General features: G+C 59.8%; 25 protein-coding genes and 2 pseudogenes. 17 read left to right on the top strand and 10 right to left on the bottom strand.

All coding sequences use genetic code 11. The features are described 5' to 3' along the window. The first annotated feature begins 994 nt into the window (after nt 1-994). From ACR9YP_RS23055 to ACR9YP_RS23045, 3 genes are all read left to right on the top strand, one after another. On the top strand, nt 995-1459 hold the full coding sequence (locus ACR9YP_RS23055; RefSeq protein WP_474217145.1) for a hypothetical protein: 465 nt from the start codon (nt 995-997) through the stop codon (nt 1457-1459). 9 nt (nt 1460-1468) lie between these two features. Continuing rightward, on the top strand, nt 1469-1777 hold the full coding sequence (locus ACR9YP_RS23050) for a hypothetical protein (protein ID WP_474217144.1): 309 nt from the start codon (nt 1469-1471) through the stop codon (nt 1775-1777). Between the two features lie 107 nt (nt 1778-1884). After that, nucleotides 1885-2226, top strand: coding sequence for a hypothetical protein (locus ACR9YP_RS23045; RefSeq protein WP_438107949.1), 342 nt, complete (start codon nt 1885-1887; stop codon nt 2224-2226). Here ACR9YP_RS23045 and ACR9YP_RS23040 read toward each other — a convergent pair. Both ACR9YP_RS23040 and ACR9YP_RS23035 read right to left on the bottom strand, forming a co-directional pair. Continuing rightward, nucleotides 2223-3086 (bottom strand): SDH family Clp fold serine proteinase, encoded by an 864-nt coding sequence (locus ACR9YP_RS23040; RefSeq protein WP_438107948.1) that lies wholly within the window; start codon nt 3084-3086, stop codon nt 2223-2225. The two genes, ACR9YP_RS23045 and ACR9YP_RS23040, sit on opposite strands and share 4 nt — an antisense overlap. Before the next feature lies 1 nt (nt 3087). After that, entirely contained in the window at nt 3088-3282 is a 195-nt protein-coding gene (locus ACR9YP_RS23035; RefSeq protein WP_438107947.1) for a hypothetical protein, read from the bottom strand. Nucleotides 3283-4215: 933 nt separating this feature from the next. Here ACR9YP_RS23035 and ACR9YP_RS23030 point away from each other — a divergent pair. The 8 genes and pseudogenes from ACR9YP_RS23030 (at nt 4216) to ACR9YP_RS22995 (ending at nt 7712) form a co-directional block, all read left to right on the top strand. Continuing rightward, nucleotides 4216-4953, top strand: coding sequence for a hypothetical protein (locus ACR9YP_RS23030; protein WP_438107946.1), 738 nt, complete (start codon nt 4216-4218; stop codon nt 4951-4953). Nucleotides 4954-5024: 71 nt separating this feature from the next. Further along, nucleotides 5025-5246, top strand: a complete 222-nt coding sequence (locus ACR9YP_RS23025; RefSeq protein ID WP_438107945.1) for a hypothetical protein — start codon at nt 5025-5027, stop codon at nt 5244-5246. 27 nt (nt 5247-5273) lie between these two features. Further along, nucleotides 5274-6200: a 3'-5' exonuclease gene (locus ACR9YP_RS23020; protein ID WP_438110731.1), complete on the top strand. Its 927-nt coding sequence runs from the start codon at nt 5274-5276 to the stop codon at nt 6198-6200. A 122-nt stretch (nt 6201-6322) separates the two neighbouring features. Further along, the gene (locus ACR9YP_RS23015; RefSeq protein WP_438107944.1) at nt 6323-6640 is read left to right on the top strand and encodes a hypothetical protein; all 318 of its coding nucleotides are present in this window, start codon (nt 6323-6325) and stop codon (nt 6638-6640) included. Nucleotides 6641-6694: 54 nt separating this feature from the next. Continuing rightward, the gene (locus tag ACR9YP_RS23010) at nt 6695-6922 is read left to right on the top strand and encodes a hypothetical protein (protein WP_438107943.1); all 228 of its coding nucleotides are present in this window, start codon (nt 6695-6697) and stop codon (nt 6920-6922) included. A gap of 125 nt (nt 6923-7047) precedes the next feature. Then, a complete protein-coding gene (locus ACR9YP_RS23005) occupies nt 7048-7314 on the top strand; it encodes a hypothetical protein (protein WP_438110730.1) in 267 nt (88 codons plus the stop codon). Between the two features lie 28 nt (nt 7315-7342). Further along, nucleotides 7343-7411: pseudogene (locus tag ACR9YP_RS23000) on the top strand (NUDIX hydrolase); the annotation flags it as partial. A gap of 97 nt (nt 7412-7508) precedes the next feature. Then, complete coding sequence (locus ACR9YP_RS22995; protein WP_438107942.1) at nt 7509-7712, top strand: hypothetical protein; 204 nt, start codon at nt 7509-7511, stop codon at nt 7710-7712. A 77-nt stretch (nt 7713-7789) separates the two neighbouring features. Here the strand turns inward: ACR9YP_RS22995 and ACR9YP_RS22990 are convergent, their stop codons facing one another. Next, nucleotides 7790-7969, bottom strand: coding sequence for a hypothetical protein (locus ACR9YP_RS22990; RefSeq protein ID WP_474217141.1), 180 nt, complete (start codon nt 7967-7969; stop codon nt 7790-7792). Beyond that, a complete protein-coding gene (locus ACR9YP_RS22985; RefSeq protein ID WP_128944248.1) occupies nt 7969-8190 on the bottom strand; it encodes a hypothetical protein in 222 nt (73 codons plus the stop codon). The genes ACR9YP_RS22990 and ACR9YP_RS22985 overlap by 1 nt, the downstream gene beginning before the upstream one ends. A gap of 339 nt (nt 8191-8529) precedes the next feature. Between ACR9YP_RS22985 and ACR9YP_RS22980 the strand changes: the two genes are divergently transcribed. The 3 genes from ACR9YP_RS22980 (at nt 8530) to ACR9YP_RS22970 (ending at nt 9976) form a co-directional block, all read left to right on the top strand. Then, entirely contained in the window at nt 8530-8991 is a 462-nt protein-coding gene (locus ACR9YP_RS22980; RefSeq protein ID WP_438107940.1) for an Hsp20 family protein, read from the top strand. 83 nt (nt 8992-9074) lie between these two features. Beyond that, nucleotides 9075-9566 (top strand): Hsp20/alpha crystallin family protein, encoded by a 492-nt coding sequence (locus tag ACR9YP_RS22975; RefSeq protein ID WP_438107939.1) that lies wholly within the window; start codon nt 9075-9077, stop codon nt 9564-9566. Nucleotides 9567-9646: 80 nt separating this feature from the next. Beyond that, nucleotides 9647-9976 (top strand): hypothetical protein, encoded by a 330-nt coding sequence (locus ACR9YP_RS22970; RefSeq protein ID WP_438107938.1) that lies wholly within the window; start codon nt 9647-9649, stop codon nt 9974-9976. Nucleotides 9977-10318: 342 nt separating this feature from the next. Here ACR9YP_RS22970 and ACR9YP_RS22965 read toward each other — a convergent pair whose 3' ends face one another. From ACR9YP_RS22965 to ACR9YP_RS22950, 4 genes and pseudogenes are all read right to left on the bottom strand, one after another. Next, nucleotides 10319-10573 carry a hypothetical protein gene (locus ACR9YP_RS22965; RefSeq protein ID WP_474217139.1) on the bottom strand — a complete coding sequence of 85 codons (255 nt, stop codon included), beginning with the start codon at nt 10571-10573 and terminating at the stop codon, nt 10319-10321. Nucleotides 10574-10593: 20 nt separating this feature from the next. Continuing rightward, nucleotides 10594-10833, bottom strand: a pseudogene (locus tag ACR9YP_RS22960) (non-homologous end joining protein Ku); the annotation flags it as partial. A gap of 29 nt (nt 10834-10862) precedes the next feature. Continuing rightward, nucleotides 10863-11753: a hypothetical protein gene (locus ACR9YP_RS22955; RefSeq protein WP_474217138.1), complete on the bottom strand. Its 891-nt coding sequence runs from the start codon at nt 11751-11753 to the stop codon at nt 10863-10865. Between the two features lie 304 nt (nt 11754-12057). Continuing rightward, nucleotides 12058-12258: a hypothetical protein gene (locus ACR9YP_RS22950; RefSeq protein WP_438107935.1), complete on the bottom strand. Its 201-nt coding sequence runs from the start codon at nt 12256-12258 to the stop codon at nt 12058-12060. Between the two features lie 818 nt (nt 12259-13076). Here ACR9YP_RS22950 and ACR9YP_RS22945 point away from each other — a divergent pair. Further along, nucleotides 13077-13322: a hypothetical protein gene (locus ACR9YP_RS22945; RefSeq protein ID WP_438107933.1), complete on the top strand. Its 246-nt coding sequence runs from the start codon at nt 13077-13079 to the stop codon at nt 13320-13322. Between the two features lie 142 nt (nt 13323-13464). Here the strand turns inward: ACR9YP_RS22945 and ACR9YP_RS22940 are convergent, their stop codons facing one another. Next, a complete protein-coding gene (locus ACR9YP_RS22940) occupies nt 13465-13659 on the bottom strand; it encodes a hypothetical protein (RefSeq protein ID WP_438107932.1) in 195 nt (64 codons plus the stop codon). A gap of 784 nt (nt 13660-14443) precedes the next feature. On the opposite strand from ACR9YP_RS22940, the gene ACR9YP_RS22935 reads away from it, so the two are divergent. Then, nucleotides 14444-14668, top strand: coding sequence for a hypothetical protein (locus ACR9YP_RS22935; RefSeq protein WP_438107931.1), 225 nt, complete (start codon nt 14444-14446; stop codon nt 14666-14668). A 764-nt stretch (nt 14669-15432) separates the two neighbouring features. Here the strand turns inward: ACR9YP_RS22935 and ACR9YP_RS22930 are convergent. Continuing rightward, nucleotides 15433-15663: a hypothetical protein gene (locus ACR9YP_RS22930; RefSeq protein WP_080648044.1), complete on the bottom strand. Its 231-nt coding sequence runs from the start codon at nt 15661-15663 to the stop codon at nt 15433-15435. A gap of 102 nt (nt 15664-15765) precedes the next feature. Here ACR9YP_RS22930 and ACR9YP_RS22925 point away from each other — a divergent pair, with 102 nt between their 5' ends. After that, on the top strand, nt 15766-16197 hold the full coding sequence (locus ACR9YP_RS22925; protein ID WP_438107930.1) for a hypothetical protein: 432 nt from the start codon (nt 15766-15768) through the stop codon (nt 16195-16197). The last annotated feature ends 737 nt before the right edge of the window (nt 16198-16934 follow it).

Raw genomic sequence — 16934 nt, 5'->3', positions numbered from 1 at the left:
CCATCTCCGTCGGTCATGGCAGGGAGCCGTTTCGCGATGAAACAGAAATCTCGAGTCCCAAAGCCGCGCAAGCCTACTCTGGCACACATGGTCTCTGATCTGGTGAGATTGCTTAAAGCAATGAAAGATCTTGAGGGGCTGAGAGAGAAGGTCCGGCTAGCAGAAGCCGCTCGCGTATTGCACTAAGGTTGGCGGGTTTGAGGTGCGTTAAGAAATCCGTCTCTCCTGGGCGCTTCGGCGCACTTTAGTCGCTCGCCGCCACCCGTAAATTTCCCAATATCGCTCGCATCGAGCTCATTCGATCATTTCGAAATGAGATCGTCGAAGCCAAAGGAATGGACTGCGGCTGAGCGGAAGCGGCTTGCGTGGCTGGCACGTCGTCGTGTCGTGTCGGAGATAGCGGCGGCGCTCGGTCGGCACACCGGATCCGTGAGGCGAATGGCGCGCGCAATGGGGCTTATTGTGAAAAAATAAATTTGCTTACCTTATGGCCGCATCTCTTGCGCTCGCCTTCGGGTTGCGGTGGGATCCGCGCCGTTTGACCTTAGAACCTATGCAGGGGGCACGATGTTTATCGGAAGAACATTTTTCGGCGCGTTTGTCATCTCACTGGCTGGATCATGGGACGCGAGCGCTTGCGATTCCGTGCGAGCTCAGATGGACATCGAGTGGTGTCTGCGTGGAGGGGCGCCGCCCATCGAGGGCCGCAACACAATGTGGGACTCGCTCAAGCTTACTGGTGCGCCTCGCGACACGTTTGCGTTCGGTCAAGGATTTTATAATTGCCAAGGAAAAAAAGAGAATAAGCCGAGTAGAGAGAATTTTGCGAGTTGCACAGCGATTGATCGGAAAGCCCCCTACAATTGGGGGCGCACGATGATTGGCTTGCCGCCTGTGTAACGAGATCGATCGCTCAAGCCGCCGGTGTTTTAAAACCGGCGGCTCTTCTCGCATTTCTCACGTGTCGCAACATCTCTTTCCGAATTTTGCAAGAATGACCGAGATCAGCCCCTATCGATCAGCACCCGTGCCGTTGACGGCAGGAGCCCGCTTCATTCGCGGCTTCAAGCGGATCGGCATTGTTGCCGGTGCAATTTTCCTGCTCATCGGTATTGCCTTCTCAGTAGTGACAGCAGTGGAACAGCAGGACAGAGAAAATCGAAAATTCGCGCAGGCAACGTGCATTGCACGTCTGGTTAAGGAAAATCGTCCGCTCAAAACAAGGACGTACGATCCTAAAAAAGTGGATTGGGATGAATCTGGATGCCCAGGCTATTATTTCTACGGAGACCCGGTGGAAGTAGCGCTTGCGCACGCGAGAGGCGCCCCTCCTGCTCCCCTTGAATACGCAATCCAGCCCTTTTCTCTCGGGCTCGCCATCTCGATCGCGTGCAGCGCCGCCGTTTTCCTATTCTTCTGGCTTATCGGCTGGCTATGCGCCGGCTTTACACGCGATTGATGTGCAGGAATGACCATGCGAATAATATCGTACGCCATGATCTTGTTCTGTGCGCTTTCGGCACCGGCCTTTGCCATCGATCTGGAAATCGCAGCTTACAATCGCTGCGTTTCTGATGAATCTATGCGGCTCTCAGCTGGATCGAACGCTGCAGATCTGATCGCAAAAAATGCGGCAGTGCTTTGCGGCGGTCTGCTAGCGAAGATGCTCGAGCGCAATCCCAATCTCGTAGGGGGTCAGCTCACCGCTTATGAGAACCACGCCGTGGGAGAAGCGACGCTCGCTGTCCTGGAATCCCGAGCCAAGAAGCGACAGTAGGATGAACCGCATCGGCCGGCGCACTATCACCTGTATGTCTTACAGTCGTCGCGATCGTTTGGCGGTTGGCGCGTTTTCTATAGTCAGCGGTATCGGGGATAGTCGCAGTGCGCGGTCTAGGAAGCTTTATATTTGTTGTCCTGTTCTTTTGCGGGATTGGCCTGTTCGGATATTGGAACAGATATATCCCTGATGCCGAGCAGGTTGCGTTCGACAAGAGGTTTGATCGCGAAGCAGTCTTCGTGAAGACGTGCGGGTCTGATCCTGGCGCAGCCGCTGGACCGATCTTGAAGGTCTATCGATTTGAAGAGAAGCTATGGTTTCGCGATCTCAATCGATGGCGCGTCGTCGATGCCAAGCCTGAAAACGTTTGCGACCTCCTCGACATCGAGAAGGGGCACGAGCCAAAACCTGGGATCTTGCCGCCGGGATGGTCCCGCGGCGGCTAAGCAGCTCGCAGGCTGTTGCTGATCGAAGGGCCTTCAAAGATTTTGATCGCCCCTGCCCGACGGATGTCGTGCTCGTACATGCATCGTAAGAGCCACAAGCGCTGCCATAGGTCGTCCGATGAACTTAGTTTCGTCACTGACAGACCCAGACGCATGGCCTCGTCCGCGTCAATGACCGATCCGTGAGATGGGTACTGTTGCCGCGACGCTAAGGCTTGCACGACGGAGTTTATCTCTCCAGGTTGTTTGCCCTTCATCATGCCCGTGGTCAGAAGGGTTTCCGCGAGCTTCATTGTCTGCGCAATGGCGTGCTGTGCGGCCTGGACGAAAACCGGATCTACCCCTTGCACTCCGATCAGGAAATGCGCGGGCACGATATTATTCGGCCCGAGGGAAATAAACGGATCCGCTGGGCCGAGCTCCGAGGCCGGTCCCATGACGATGTTCGATCCCACGAGCGCGAGCATCGTTCCATTGCTTTTTGCGCGGCATGGAACGATCACTCGTAGGTCGGGCGCGAGAGTCCGAAGGAGCGATGCAATCTTTTCGGTGGGATCGGTGTAGCCGCCGGGGGTCTCGATCAGAAGATCGACAGGACCGCCCTTTGCATCGCGCAACATCTCAGTGAAATAGACCTCGTCACCCAGGCTGATTTGCGCTCGCTGATCAGTCATAGACGCAAAATAGACGAGCAATGTCCGGCCGGTCAGGGCCTGGATGTCGCGTATCATTAATTGCCTAAGATACCTGTCCTTCTCCGCCACCCAAAACAGCGGAGATTGCTTAGGTAGGTTCATCGACCGCGGGAACTGATCGTCGGCCGTTACAGGCGCAGGCGGCGCCGACGGGGCACCGGTCATGCTATTCCGTGGGTGATGTCGACCGCTGACGAATGGTTTCCGCGATGTCTCTGAGATTGACCTGCGGGCTCTGCTCAGCATCGTGGGTATGCGGATCGATCCGCACAGGCTGAGCAACGAACCCGAGAAGCGAACTGTAATCCGCGTCCTTCCGTTCCTCTGTGGGGCCGTACAGACGCCCCGTTGCCATAGCCATGCTGATCTCCCTTTGCGACTCGGCAATCGCCAAGTCAGATCCGAACATTCCAGCTATTAACGCTGCGTTAACGATGAAGTTCGGTTGCCCCACGAAGGAACTAAAGGCCTACCGGAGGCCCGACGTCAACTCAAATTGATGCTTTACAACTCTGCCGAGCTTTGCGGCGGCCCCAGAATCAGGCCCGCATCGCTACCACGTTGTCCTTCTTTTCGGCTGGCGGACTGGCGCAACAGGCCGCCCGGTCGGCAATCGTCCGCCGACCCTTCTCCCGGACATCGCCGGGGCGGTAGGCGGTTGAAATCTACCGGAGCGCCCAGCCAGCTCGGGGAGGCCCATTCCGGCTTGCCCCGCCGCCTTCGTTCATGCGACCGATCACGGCGCCCATCCGGTGGCATTCAGACCTCACCAGGCCCGTCGCCCCGCTAATATGTGCAGTGGGGGGCGCCCCTCGCCCATCAGGCGCTCCGGGGCCCTCCAGACCTCGTGAGAGCGGAAGATGGCATTCAGGTTCCACGCGGCCCTTTGGGCGTCTTTACACTGATTCGCTCGTGCTCGCCCGCTACCCGCCAACAGGCCCCGAAAGCGTCTCCAAGCCGGCCTCGATGCCTGCGATGTCTTGCTCGATTTGAACGATCGACGTCCAGCAGTCGCAGCCGGTTCTGGCAGATCCACCACCAGTCGCCGGCGGCGTATCCTGAGGTCCTCGAGCGACTGATGGTCCTTGAGCCTAGTACAATAGTCGACAAATACCCTGCACGCTTGCTGCAGTGCGCCTAAAGCCTGCCCTGCACTGGACGCGAGGTGCGTAGCGGTACCCCGCGGCCGCCTTAGACCTTTTGATTGCGGACCGCGGACCTCCCGCGCGTAAACGGCGCTTGCCCTCGCGCATCGGTTGCGCTTGCATAGCCCCTTTCGACGGGGCATTTCAACATGCGCATTTTGGTGATTGTGGCGGCCTGCGCCACGGTGGCTGGCTGCATGACAGCTGGCGAGACGGTTTCGTTCAAGGCGTCTAATCCGCAGCAACAAGCTCTTATGCGGGACGGGCAACCTGCCCTTGTGTCTCGACAGAAAAGCTCTGTGGTGCTCGTTCGACCGGCATCCCGTCAGCTGCAAGCGAACGGCCGCCCTGTGTTCGTGGTGGGCATTAATAATCTCAGCCGACAGCCTGTCGAGTTTCGAGTCGGACAAGTTGAGGCAGTCCAGCACGCCGCCGGGTCGGACTTCGAAATGAAAATCGTGACCTATGAGATGCTGGTTCAGGAGGAAAAGAACCGGCAGGTCGCCGCTGCGCTTCTGACAGGCGTTGCCGCCGGCGCCAACGCATACAGCGCCTCTCGCGCTGGTTACGGCAGCTACACGACACCGAGTGGCCGAACCGGCACGTTCTACAGCCCGACCGCAGCGGTCATTGCTCAAGGCAACGCAGCTGCTCAGAATGAAGCGATGATTTCCGCGACCATCGAGACCGGCCAGCGCAACATGGCCGTGCTCGAGCAAGCGGTGATCAAAGACAATACGCTGCTACCGGGCGAATGGTACGGAGGCCAGCTGCACCTTGCGCCGCCGACCGACCAGGGCGGAGCTCAAAAGAGCTACACAATCGTGATCACTGTTGGGCCTGACCGTCATGTCATTGACGTCGCTCAAGGGCCGGCAGGTGCGTGACCGGGTCAAGCTAATTGATATTGCGCGGCTCCGCCGCTCCGATCGTTGAAGCAACATTCAAGGAGGTTTTCATGCCCAAGAAGCCCACCAAACCCAAGCAGCCCAAATTTGAATCTCCGGATTTTGTTGGGCAGCATTCATTTGTCGTGATGAGCGGACGAACAGCGGTCGTTGGCCTGAATGCAGAGAAGATGGACGTGGTTGCAGGTGGAGCGCTTGTCTTCTATTCAGGCGGCGAAGCGGTATATGCCATCGCGGCAGGAGCGTACACGCACGCTTTCCGAAACGCCTGAAGGCATACGCGAAACTCCAACGTGAAGATAGCGTTACGCGAGGTCAGCACGACGCCGAATCCTGAGAACCACCTAGCCTTGGCGGCCATGGCCGAGGCATTGGCCAAATCTGCAGATTACCGCGTCCTTCGGCGTTTAGTGCGCCGTGAGACCTTTACGCCGTCCAGCGAGCAACAAACCAAAACCGGGATTCTGCTCGATGTAGAAACGACAGGCCTCGACCAGCGAAAGGACGAAGTCATCGAATTGGGGATGGTCAAATTCGGCTACCTACCGGACGGTCGCATCGCAGGTCTGAGAGATACTTTCACCTCGTTCAATGAGCCATCCGCGCCCATCCCGCCGGAGGTGATTGCTCTCACCGGTATCACCGACGAGATGGTCGCCGGCCACCGTATCGACGAGGATTCTGTTTCGTCATTCGTGGGCGACGCAGTGATCGTCATTGCCCATAACGCAGGCTTCGACCGCAAATTTGCGGAGCGCTATTGGCCAATCTTCCAACGCAAAGCCTGGGCATGCTCTGCAACGCAGGTCGAGTGGCGGAAGCATGGCTTCGAAGGCTCTCGCCTGGGCTATCTCTTGAACGGCGCCGGCTTCTTTCATCATGCCCACAGAGCGGTCGACGATTGCCATGCGCTGCTCGAATTGCTTGCTTTCCAGCTCCCCACGACAGGCACATCAGCTCTGGCGGCCCTGCTTGAGCAAGCCCGGAAAAAGACGATCCGCGTATGGGCGGAGCAATCGCCTTTCGATCTCAAGGACGCCCTCAAGCGACGGGGATACAGATGGAGCGATGGGACCGACGGTAGGCCAAGGTCATGGTTTGTCGATGTTGATGAGAGCAAGCTTGAGGATGAGATCACGTTCCTCAAGGCTCAAATCTATCTTCAGGACGTACAACCGCGCTTGCAAACCCTGACGGCATTCGACCGCTTCTCGATCAGGGCATGAGGCGGGCGATGCCGAAACGAAATTGCTCCATGCATCGTTCCTTTTTAAGCAGTTGCGCAGCCCTGTTACTTTTCACGGCACCAACCTTTGCCGCTATCGATCCGGCGACTGGACCTAGGTACATGGGTCACGCTTCAGGAGATCGCGACCAGTGGCAGCGGATCGATTTCCGTTCGGAGCGGCTCGCCGTTCGAAGGGCGCCCCACATCAAGGTTGCCATCCAGACCCGAGGCCCGGCCATGCAAGGTCTCATCCGCATTCCTGGAGCGCCGGCCTCCAACTTTGACACTGGCAAAGGGCTGACTGTGGTTGATCTCATCAACGTCGGCGACGATACCAGAGGTTATGCAGAGATCGTCGCATTGGAGATCGTGTTCACTCAGACGACGCCGGGCCAATACTACCAAGTCTTCGCAGTCGACTACGGCAGAGGAAATTAGGACCGCCGAGCTATGATTGTGACTGCAGTCCAAGACCAGGCGATTGCCGCCCGAATGGCGCTGATCGTCGGTGCGGATCGCTTCGATCGGCTCTTCCGAGCTGTCCGGTTCGACGAAGTGGACGGCGATATCCTCTACGTCTATGCACGAGACGAGGATGCCGCAGCCGAGATGGAGGACGAGTTCGCGCTGCAGATTTCGATCATCGCCTCGAAGATCCTCGATCGCCAGATCAATGTAGTGCTCGTTCTCCCGCGGCAGCTGATGAAATCGGGACAATAGCTGTCCACAGACCCGCACTGGAACAGGTGGACAAGATTGAGCCTGCACATTTCGAATCCCTGCTCTGTGCTATGCGCCGGAACGACGCGGGCGGCGGAAGGATTCGTCCGGCAGGAGCGATCTCGATGCTGATGACGAAGGAGAGACGGCCGGCGATCCGGACGATGCGCGGATGGGCGATCAGCGTTCTGCAAGAAGCCGGCGCAATCGGCGAATGCGGGGCGCACGGGTGGATGCAGGATCGCGCCGACCCGCATGCCCGCGAGCGTGCCCTCGACATCGCTCGTCAGGATCCGCCGCCAGGCGTCTCGTCCGATGAGGCTGCCGCCGAGCTTCGCGATTTCCTGGATTCGATCGGCGTCACCTGTCCCGAGTGCCCGCCCGAGGACTGAGGGATCGACGCCGGCGTGGAAATGCGTGCGCAAGCCGCGCGGCATCAGACTGACGCCGACCTCGCGCTATATTCGCGACAAGCTCTTTCCGAGGTGAGCGCGGCAACCGTTGCGCGGGTGCGTGTGAGCTACAGGCTAGGCCAGGAACTTAGCCGCAATACCAGCGTTCTTTGGCTGCGAAATTCGATTCCAAAATGGATGACTATCGTGACATCATCGCCGCCGCCATGGCGCTGGCTTGCGCCGGCGTCATGCTGATAACGGGCCAGCTATATCTCGAGTACCGCGCCAGGCAGTTCGATGGTGCCCGACTGATCCAAGCACCCGATAGGAACGGCGCCTCCTCGCCAATGGCCTCCGGCGGCAAGGACGCGCACTCTGGCATCGGCTCGAGCTGACGACAGTAGCATCGATCTACGACGAACTGCCCACCCGAGACGTGGATGGCGGTCATCGTGTGGCATTCGGAAAGAGCTTATGCGGCGTACCGATCCGGAAAGCCGCCCAGCAATTCATCCAGTAGCCGCTGCTCGCGTTCGATCCGGCTTCGGTAGAGCTGGCGCTCCCTCTCGCTTTTGGCGCTCGCCAGTAGCAGCCGATAGTGTCCGATGACCTTTTCGCTGCCGCGGATCAGGAGGTCGCGAACGTCGCTCATCACTCGGCCCCCATTCCTGCGGAGCGAGCGGGACCTTCCGGCAGCATAAACGCGACTGGGAAGGTCTCTGCGGCGAGGGATTGAACCGCGGCCTGCTCCTCGGCGAGGCGGCGTTCGATGAACTGGCGTTCAAGCTCCGATAGCTTCGTCCGAAGCAGTCGCTGGTAGCGGTGGATGTTGTTGCGGTGCGCGCGAATGCGGGCCAGATCTTCATCGAGCATCGTCGTCACTCCTGACGGTCGTCGCGGTCCTTGTGTTGAGAAGAAGGGAAGAGAATCCCAGCGGAAAAATATTCGGGCGCGGATCACTGTCAAGACGCCTCTTGCCGCGCATCCGAGTCCTTCAGGAAGGTGGCGCAGGGCCGGCCGTCACCGGCAAATTTTTTGCGACCCACCGCTTGAAACGACCTTCCGTTTATCTAAGTCATTTTTCGCCGCGAGAGCGGTGTGCCGGGCGCCTCATCGGGCCCGGTGCGGGCGCCGGGCCGGTGTCTTCGGACCCCGTCTGAAACCCCTGTCTTGCGCTCTTCGTATCCATCTTGCTCTTTGGAGGACTTGGTTATGAGGACGACCTTCGACTTCGCGCCCCTGTGGCGCTCCACCATCGGCTTCGACCACCTGGCCGATCTCGTCGATAGCACCATGCGCCAGGCGACCGAGGACCACTACCCCCCGTACAACATCGAACGGTCCGGCGAGGACCACTACCGGATCTCGCTCGCCGTCGCCGGCTTCGGAGCCGACGACATCACCGTGACGGCCGAACAGAACGCGCTCACCATCGATGGCAGGAAGCCCGAGAAGGCGGCCGGCGAATATCTCTACCAGGGGATCGCCGCACGTCCATTCAGGCGCGTGTTCAATTTGGCTGACTACGTCCAGGTGAAAGAGGCCGCCTTCCGCGACGGATTGCTGATCATCGATCTCGTCCGCGAGGTGCCGGAAGCCATGAAACCGCGCCGGATCCAGATCGGAAGCGGCGCCTCTCCGGCCTCGCAGATCGAGCAGAAGAAGGCGGCCTGACGCCGGATCGAGGTTCGATGGCGGAACGCGGCCTGCGCAATCGCGGCCGCGATCCTTGGCTCATGCAACGAAGGAGAAAAACCATGGCAGTTGGTGATCTCATTCCCCGGTCGCGGAATCAGGAACTTGCGCCGGCGCGCGGCAACTACGACCCCTTCATGGCGCTTCATCGCGAGATGAACCGCCTCTTCGACGATGTCTTCCGCGGCTTCGGCGGGACGGGTCTGGCGCCGCTGATGGAAGGGCAATTCGGCTGGCCCAAGATCGAGCTCAGCGAGACGGACAAGGCGCTGACGATCTCGGCCGAACTGCCCGGCATGAGGGAGAAGGACGTCCAGATCGAAATCGCCGGTGGCGTGCTGACCATCCGCGGGGAGAAGAAGGCCGAGCGCAGCGACGAAGGCAGGTACTTCACCGAGCGCACCTACGGCGCCTTCGAGCGGCGGATCCCGCTCGAGGACGTCGAAGAAGACAAGGCCGAGGCGTCGTTCAAGAACGGCGTCCTGATCGTGTCGCTGCCGAAGTCGGAAAATCCGAGTGCGGGCGTCAAGCGCATCGCGATCAACACCCAGTAGCAATCCGGACGGCGGCCACGCCGCCGTCCGGCACCAACTCGAACCCATCCCGAAGAAAAGGAGCGTAAGGGAGGCAACCGATGGCCAACGCCAACACAAACACCGGCAATCTCGATCCCCTCTTCCATCCCGCCGCGCACTATGCATCTGCGGACGACGTCCTCAACGACGATGAGCTCTCCGTGCCGGAAAAGCGGATCATCCTGTCGTCTTGGGCGTCCGACATGTTCGCAGTGGAATCCTGCCCCGCGCTACGCGAGATACCCGGCATGGATCGCGCGATCCGGCTCGCCGACATCCTCGCCGCGCTGCGGCGGCTCGACGGCGACGACGATGACCCGCCGCGCGGCGGGGGTGTGCCGATGCGGCTGCGGCGGCCTTGGGCCGCCGCGCTGCGGAGGTCAGCATGATACTCACCAGGCCGTAGTGACGGTCGTTCTGCTCGGGCAGGCTTCGGCGATGTGGGCCGTTCCGTTCATTACGCTCATGAGCGAGTCGAAAGGCCGGCTCGCGCAGCAAGCGCAGGCGACAACGCTGTTCGCGCGCGGCGCAGGGTAGCCTCGAGCATTTCCTTCTGCTTCTCCCAGCGAGTCTCCTCATCTCGGCTCGCCCCTGGAGTGCCGTCCGTTCTCTTCGATCGAGTCAACCTCGGACTCATTGGAGGGGGCCGCTATCGCCAGATCGTAGAAGCCCAGTGAGGCCTGAGATGTCTTGAGCGTCCTAGCCATGAAGCATGCAGGCTCGCAGGTCTCTTAGCGCCGGCGCGCGACCCAAACACCGAGCAGGAACGCGACGAAGAGCGACTGCAACGGGGCCTTCACCGTTACCTCGCGCAGCCGACCGGCCCAGCGCATCGCGGCGTCAGACGAAGGCGACTGGAGCGGCTGCCGCCTCCTTGCCGCCTCCGCCGAGGCGGCGGGCCTCACACCGGAAACCTGCTCGACGCCATCGGGATCGCTCACAAGCCCCGAGGCTTCTGTCATCGCCGAAGCTTCTCGCATATCCATGCGGCTCTCCTATTCTGGCTTCAGGCAGACTTGCGCTGCGGCCTGGCCGCCGGCTTCTTCGCCGCCGCCTCCTTGCCGGCGATCGGCATAAGCATCTCCCGTTGCCCCACGGCCGCCTTCTTCCCTTTCTTGGCCGGCTTCTTCGGAGTCTTGGTCTCGGCGGAGGCACCGCCGACACTCCGGCGCAGCGCCTCCATCAGGTCGACGACGTTGCCGGCAGCGGGCCGCTCCTTCGGCGCGATCGGCTTTCCGCTGCGCCGGGCTTGCGCCCGGCCATTTTCTTTGGGGCCTACGGCACCGGCATTGCGCGCGGGTTGCGATGGAAGCGATTGGAGCTCGCCATCCAGTTCGGCAGCGGTTCTCCGTCACGATGCCGCCCGCCGGCGACGGCTGCGGCCCAGGCGACCGCGGCCCCGATCAAGGTCGCGGCCGCAACCGAGAAGGCGACGATGATCGCGTTGCGCCGCGCGCGGTTGATGGCCGTCTTCGAGTTTGCGATGAGCGCGTCGACCCGTCGTTCCGCGTCGGGCGCCGCAAGTCCTGCGACTGCGGCCACCTGCTGCACGAGATAGGTCCGGTCATCGGTGCTGACACCGCTGTGGCTCGATGACGTCATCAGGATGCGTCCCGCTTCGGCGCGGGCTTCCCGCAGATCGGTGTTGGGCGGGCGCCGCGGCGCGCGGAACAGCTTGTCGAGCTCATAGCTCAACAGCGGTTCGGCGGCAGACATATTGCTGGCCGAGCTGCGCATCGGCGAGCGGTCGATCGCGGCTGCACCGAGCAGCGCAAGCAGCGCGGCGCCGAGGAGCACCGCGAGAGCCCACGCCGTCAGGCCGTGCAGCCCGTCCCGCCGCTCACCCTCATCCTCGATCGTTGCAAGGGCGGGCGCCGGGCGCGCGGTCCGGCCGGCGATGTAACCACCGAAGCCGAAGCTGAAGATCGCCTGGATGATCAGATACAGCCCGGAGAGCAGCGCCAGCGCCGCGGAGGCATCACGCCAGGTCGGCGAGGCCGAACTGACGCCGAGACCGATGGCAACGCCAAAGCTGACCAGGATGAACGACATCGCGCCGGCGGCGAAAGCGCCTGCGAGCACCGAACTCCATTGGATGGTCCGGCGGTCTTCGGCAGCCACGCCGCCCTCCATGATTTCTTCGCGCATGAGTGTTTCAATAGCCATTGTCGTTCTCTCAGCGCAGGCCGAAGAACGACAGGATCGCCATGATCACGACGATCAAGCCGATGAGATAAATCAGTCCGTCCATGGTCCCTTCCTCCTCAAACACGTCTAATCAGGAGGAATGAGGAACGTTCCTAATTCGGAAATTCCAGGAAACGAACCGGTGGGATGCGCATTTGCGTGGGCGATCCGAAGGATGAAGATTGTGGGTACAAAGGCCTCAGCCGGTCAGTCCCGGGCTGGGGCCTTTGCCGCATTTTGCAGTTGCGGGCTTACAAACTAGGCCGCTTCCAGCGCTCGGCGGTCAGTCGCGATAGCCCTTGCACTTCGTCTCTTCTTTGTACTCTCCGTGCTTGCCCCACTTCCGCTCGATCTTGCAGGGGCCTCGGTAATACTCCTGCTTGTATTCGCGGTCGTAGTTGTAGGCGCGGTAAGGACCATGATCGTAGCCCCATCGGCCTTTGCCGCTCTCATCCTTCCAGGAGTCGGCGAGTGCAGGTGTCACGATCAACCCTAGAACAATTCCGATTGTCGGAAGCGCGTGCTTCATGGTTCGACCTTTTCAAATAGCTGCCCAGCGCCGGGCAATGGGAGGGCGCTGGGCTTCCGGCAGTGCTGCAGCGTCGACCTAGGCGCCATCAAGCATCGCCCGTACGCTCAAAACAACAGGATCAGTGCACGACATGAAGAAAATAGTAGCTGACGCCACCGATCACGAGAACCGTAGGCACAGCCCAAAGCAGTACGACTGGCATGGTTTCCTCCTCCTTGTTCTGCCCGTTAGCTAAACGGGGTGAGCAGGGTTCCAGTTCCAGAGCGGACGATTACCCGTTCCTCTTCGGGCAGAGGATGCGCCCCAGAGGCAGGAACGATATGCGCAGAGCCGCCATTGTTTTCGCAGCGACTCACCGGTACAGCTGCCGCTCTCCCCGTAGACCTTCTGTCCAGCGAGCCGCGTCGCCCGAAGGAGCAACGCCGATTATGGAGGCCGCCTCGAAACCGGGAATGCTGAGGCCGCTGCGGCACGCACAGCTGTACGGCTATCTGATCGAACGCGACGGCCTGCTATTTCATCCAGGAGGCGACCGTCCACTGTGCGGGTTCTACACTGCAAGGCGTATGCTTAAAGCACACTGGTTGAAAAAGGTGGGGAGTCGATACGAGCTGACTCCGGAAGCTCTGCAGCAATTGCGCTGATCATAAGATCGGCGCGAGCTTGGAGCGATTCGCGATGCGCCTTCTCATCTGAGGAACGTCGAGGTCACTGACTGCATTGAGCTGTGCGCGGCTTCAAGCAGCCGCCTCCACCCTTAGGAGCGAACGGTGTCCAGATCACCGGTGTCGAAGGATGAGCTCGAGCGAATTGCGCTGCAGGAGATCCGAAGTTTTCCAGGCACAGAAAAGGTCGTGTCCATCGAAGTTGAGTTCGGGCCCGATCCCCGACCCGGCACCTCAGAGTGGAAGCTGCATGTCGTCGCGCAGGAAGGCTGCGACCTTGCACGCATTCAATACGCAGCAAAGACCACAAGCGACCGGCTCAAACGTCGCTATGAGATTCTTTTAAAGTAATTTCCGACTGCTCTGCTCAAGCCGGAGTGGAACGGCCCTTGCCCGGTCGACCCCGATTGGCCCCAGCTTCGCCGCCCATGGAGGGGGGCCATTTTTGTTCACATGAATTCCGAAATGAAAGAGGCCGCCAATTGAGGCAGCCTCAGTTCTTCGTTAGAGGCTTCTTTGGTTCCTCGGCGACCGCCTCAATATCAACCGGGGGCAGTTCGCCCGTTCTGTCCTTCAGATCGGCTGCACGCTGGATCAATCCGGATGCAACCTGCGGGTTTTTTGTTGTTTTGGCCATTCGAAGCAGCGTTGCTGCGGCCTCTCGGGCAAAGGAGGTGTAGCGCGGCACGTCTTATTATCCATCCAAGTCCCCTTGAGATGAGTCAGGAACCCGGATTGCGTTCCGGTGCTTTGTGCAAAATGTACACAGAAGACAAAAAAAGACCTCAGCTCCGGGGCTGACGCCGAGCTGAGGTCCTTGTGTCGCCATCACATTGGCAAGACGTGACGGAAGGATCAACTCTGCTCCTGTGATTTGGTTCCGGCAATCGCGGGACTTAGCGGGTCCGCCGTCGTCTTACCAGCCAGTACACGCCGTATCCAATCGCGAGAATAGGAAGGCCGGCCCCAATCGGTCCGGGGGCTCCCCTCGTCTGCCCGGGCGCGTCGGAACACTTCCCATTGCCGTTGCAAGCCCATACAGATGGCACGGTCGTCATCGCCAGAGTCAATGCAAATGCTGTTGCCGAAGAACACCCCAGGTGATCTTCCTGGAACCTCTCCTCTGCTAGCTCCGCGCTCCGCCGAGCGGCCAGCGATTGCCCCCGACGCGATATTAAATCAGCCATTTAAATTAATTCAAATTAAAAATTAAATCGCCAGCGGCAAGCGGCCGCGCGGACTGTCCGGAACCACAAGGAAAGACGGCCCCGGCCAGTGGGGTTACGGGGTGGTGGAGGCCGGGGCCGCTGGAGGTGCTTGGCGCTTGGGGAGGCCAAGCGATTGCGAGCTTAATCACAGCTCGAAGCGCCGTTCTGTTCGTTTCCGAACATTGTCGGGTTACTGTTCCGAACAGGGCTGGATCCGGGCGAAGCGATTTGGCATTACCCAATCAGTTGCCTAGACACCAAACCATGACCGACGCCGATCCTATCCGCCTGCTCAAGCACGAAGCCGTCCCCAATGCCGGCAGCTACGAAGTCCGCTTCGCCGATGGCCGGCCCAGCGTCTTTGTCTACTGGGACGATATGCCGAGCCGCCGCCTCAGGCCGGATCTGCTGACCCGCAGCGAAGCCGAGGCCAAGGTCAAGGCAATCGCCCGCACTGAACGAGACAAGCTCACGGGGCACGGCGCATGAAACACGTCGAGGCACGCCCCTACACTTCCAACGCGGAATTGGGTCAAGCCTCAGTTTGAATTTCTGGGGGCGCGACGTCATCGGAAGCGGAGTCTTGATCTGCGCGATGTATGATGGGCATGGCGTCGGCTTAGCTCGGCAACCGCGAGAGGAACGTTTAACAAATCGAGGCATTTAGCACTCTTACCACGAGTTCTACCTATGCATTTGATGCCCTCACCACAGGAATACAGCCGCTATTTGATCGAACGAGCACAGAGGCAAGTACAGCAGGCCCAACAACATAGGGAGCGAACCCTCCTATTGATCGAGCAAAGCAAGCAGATTCTAGCTCAATCGGAGAGGGCGGCCGAGTATTTCAAGAGGGGCGAAAATTCGGAATTGGTAATGTGTCGGCTCTCCCGCCGAGCCGGTGGAGCGGCCCCGGCCTTCAGTGCAGCTCTCCAGCGGGAGCGTCCCTCGGAATGCAGTGATACGAAGGAGATTGTCCCATGACATTATCGGCTGATTGTATGCTCCCATCGTGCCCACGTTGTGAAGCATGGCCAATGGCCATTTCAGGGATAGTGTCCTCCTACGGAAGGGCAGCTGAGTTTCGTTGTCCACGTTGCTCCTCTCGCGAAGTGTTCGACGTGCGCCCCTCCGACGCCGTTCCTAAGCACTGGCAAGCAAATTCAGGCCGGTTCCAGAACGCAGTGCGCATTCGTGTAACAACGTGATCTTAGCTCCCAGTTTGGTAAGAAGCTGTCCGCGGCCGCAATATCCTAAGCGTATGGCGGCACGTTCACGAGGGTCCCTATCAAGCGCAGCAGGGCCTGATGTTCGGGTCCTTTCGGCTCGCTTCGCAAGAAGTCGCCAAGTTCGATGTGTGTCAATCGACCGCCGGAAGGCGCATTTGGCTGATGAATGATGAAAGCATGGCCATTGGCCGGCTCGCGTCCCAGAAACCAGGCGTCGCCATTGGTGCTGCGATATAGCTCACGTCGTTCGCTCATCTGACGCTCCTTGTCGGGGGGAGCTTCAGAATCATCTGGCTCGCGTCCCGAACCGTGCTTGTGTTTCCCGCTCGCGGGCGGAGAAGCACCTTCATATCAGCTATGCCCGATTCCTCTGCTTACCTCGCGGGCTTCACCTGGCGCGAGCCCAACATTCAGGCCGAGTGCTGCGACTTCCTCGCGGGCGGCGAGCCCACCATCGATCAGTTTAGCGGTCCATCCCTCTGGGATGGCATCCAAGACCAGCTGAACGGCCTGTTCTTCCGTACCGGCCGCCAACCAAAACCGGCGCTCACCATCGTCAGTAGTGACCTGCAGAAGATGCGCTTCATGCATGTGAACAGCCTGAGGCATGCTTGGTTACTTCCACGCGCTTACTCGCGCCGCTCCGCCCGCTGTCCTGATACCGACACCGCCACACTCTATTCGGAACGTGAATGCCTTGGGCAGCTTGATCCATACATCTGCCGAAGAACAGGTGATCTCTCTTGGTTGACGCCCCAGCCGTCCAGACAGCGGCTGGGGCTTTTTTAGTCGAGGGGTTCCTAAGACCCCCCAAGCGGGCCCGGTGTGCCTAGGAGGCCGGGCCCATAGCCTCAGCAACGGCTGCACCGTCGTTCGGCTATCGGCCCCTTAAATGCCAAAGCGAACATTTGTTCCTTCTGGAATTTAGGGCACTTTCCAAATTCAACTTAGGACACCTGGGCTTAAATACGGACAGTACCTTGACGGTGCGTAAGAACGTTCCGTGAAACGAGAACAAGCGGCCGCAGGCGCCGCCTTGTGACGGTTCCTGCGGCCGGTGCCACGACGTTCCGCACGATCGCCGGGGCACCCCAACTCGCTAGCATAGAGACCGGCCAGCGTGAACCGGCGGGCCTCTCGTCAATGCCTTAGCTGGAGCTGCTCCAGTCCATCCTCGATCACTCGGAGGTCATCAAGCAAAGCATCCCGAGAGTCAGTCGGATTAATGCTTGATGTGGACTGTAGCTGTTCAAGCAACTGGCGCCGCAGGTCTCGCATATTCTCCAACGCTTGCCGGTTCTTCAGACGTACATAAGCCGAAACGATCTCTTCAATGCTTGTTGCCAATGGGTAGATCCAAATCCAAAATTCTAAAACAGGTTGTATTGTAACCAATTCGAGATAATCAGCAAGCCGCCGTCACATACAGAGCCGGTTTGTAAGGCCTGCGGCAGGCGTGGCGCCATCAACCGGTGGGCCAAACCAAAGGAGTAGAAAAGTTGGCGGAGACTGCGTGGCTATCTCTT

This window comes from Bradyrhizobium sp. BR14999, from assembly GCF_056106085.1.
Note: the sequence above shows the minus strand (reverse complement) of the source record. Positions and strands in the feature narration are given on the sequence as shown.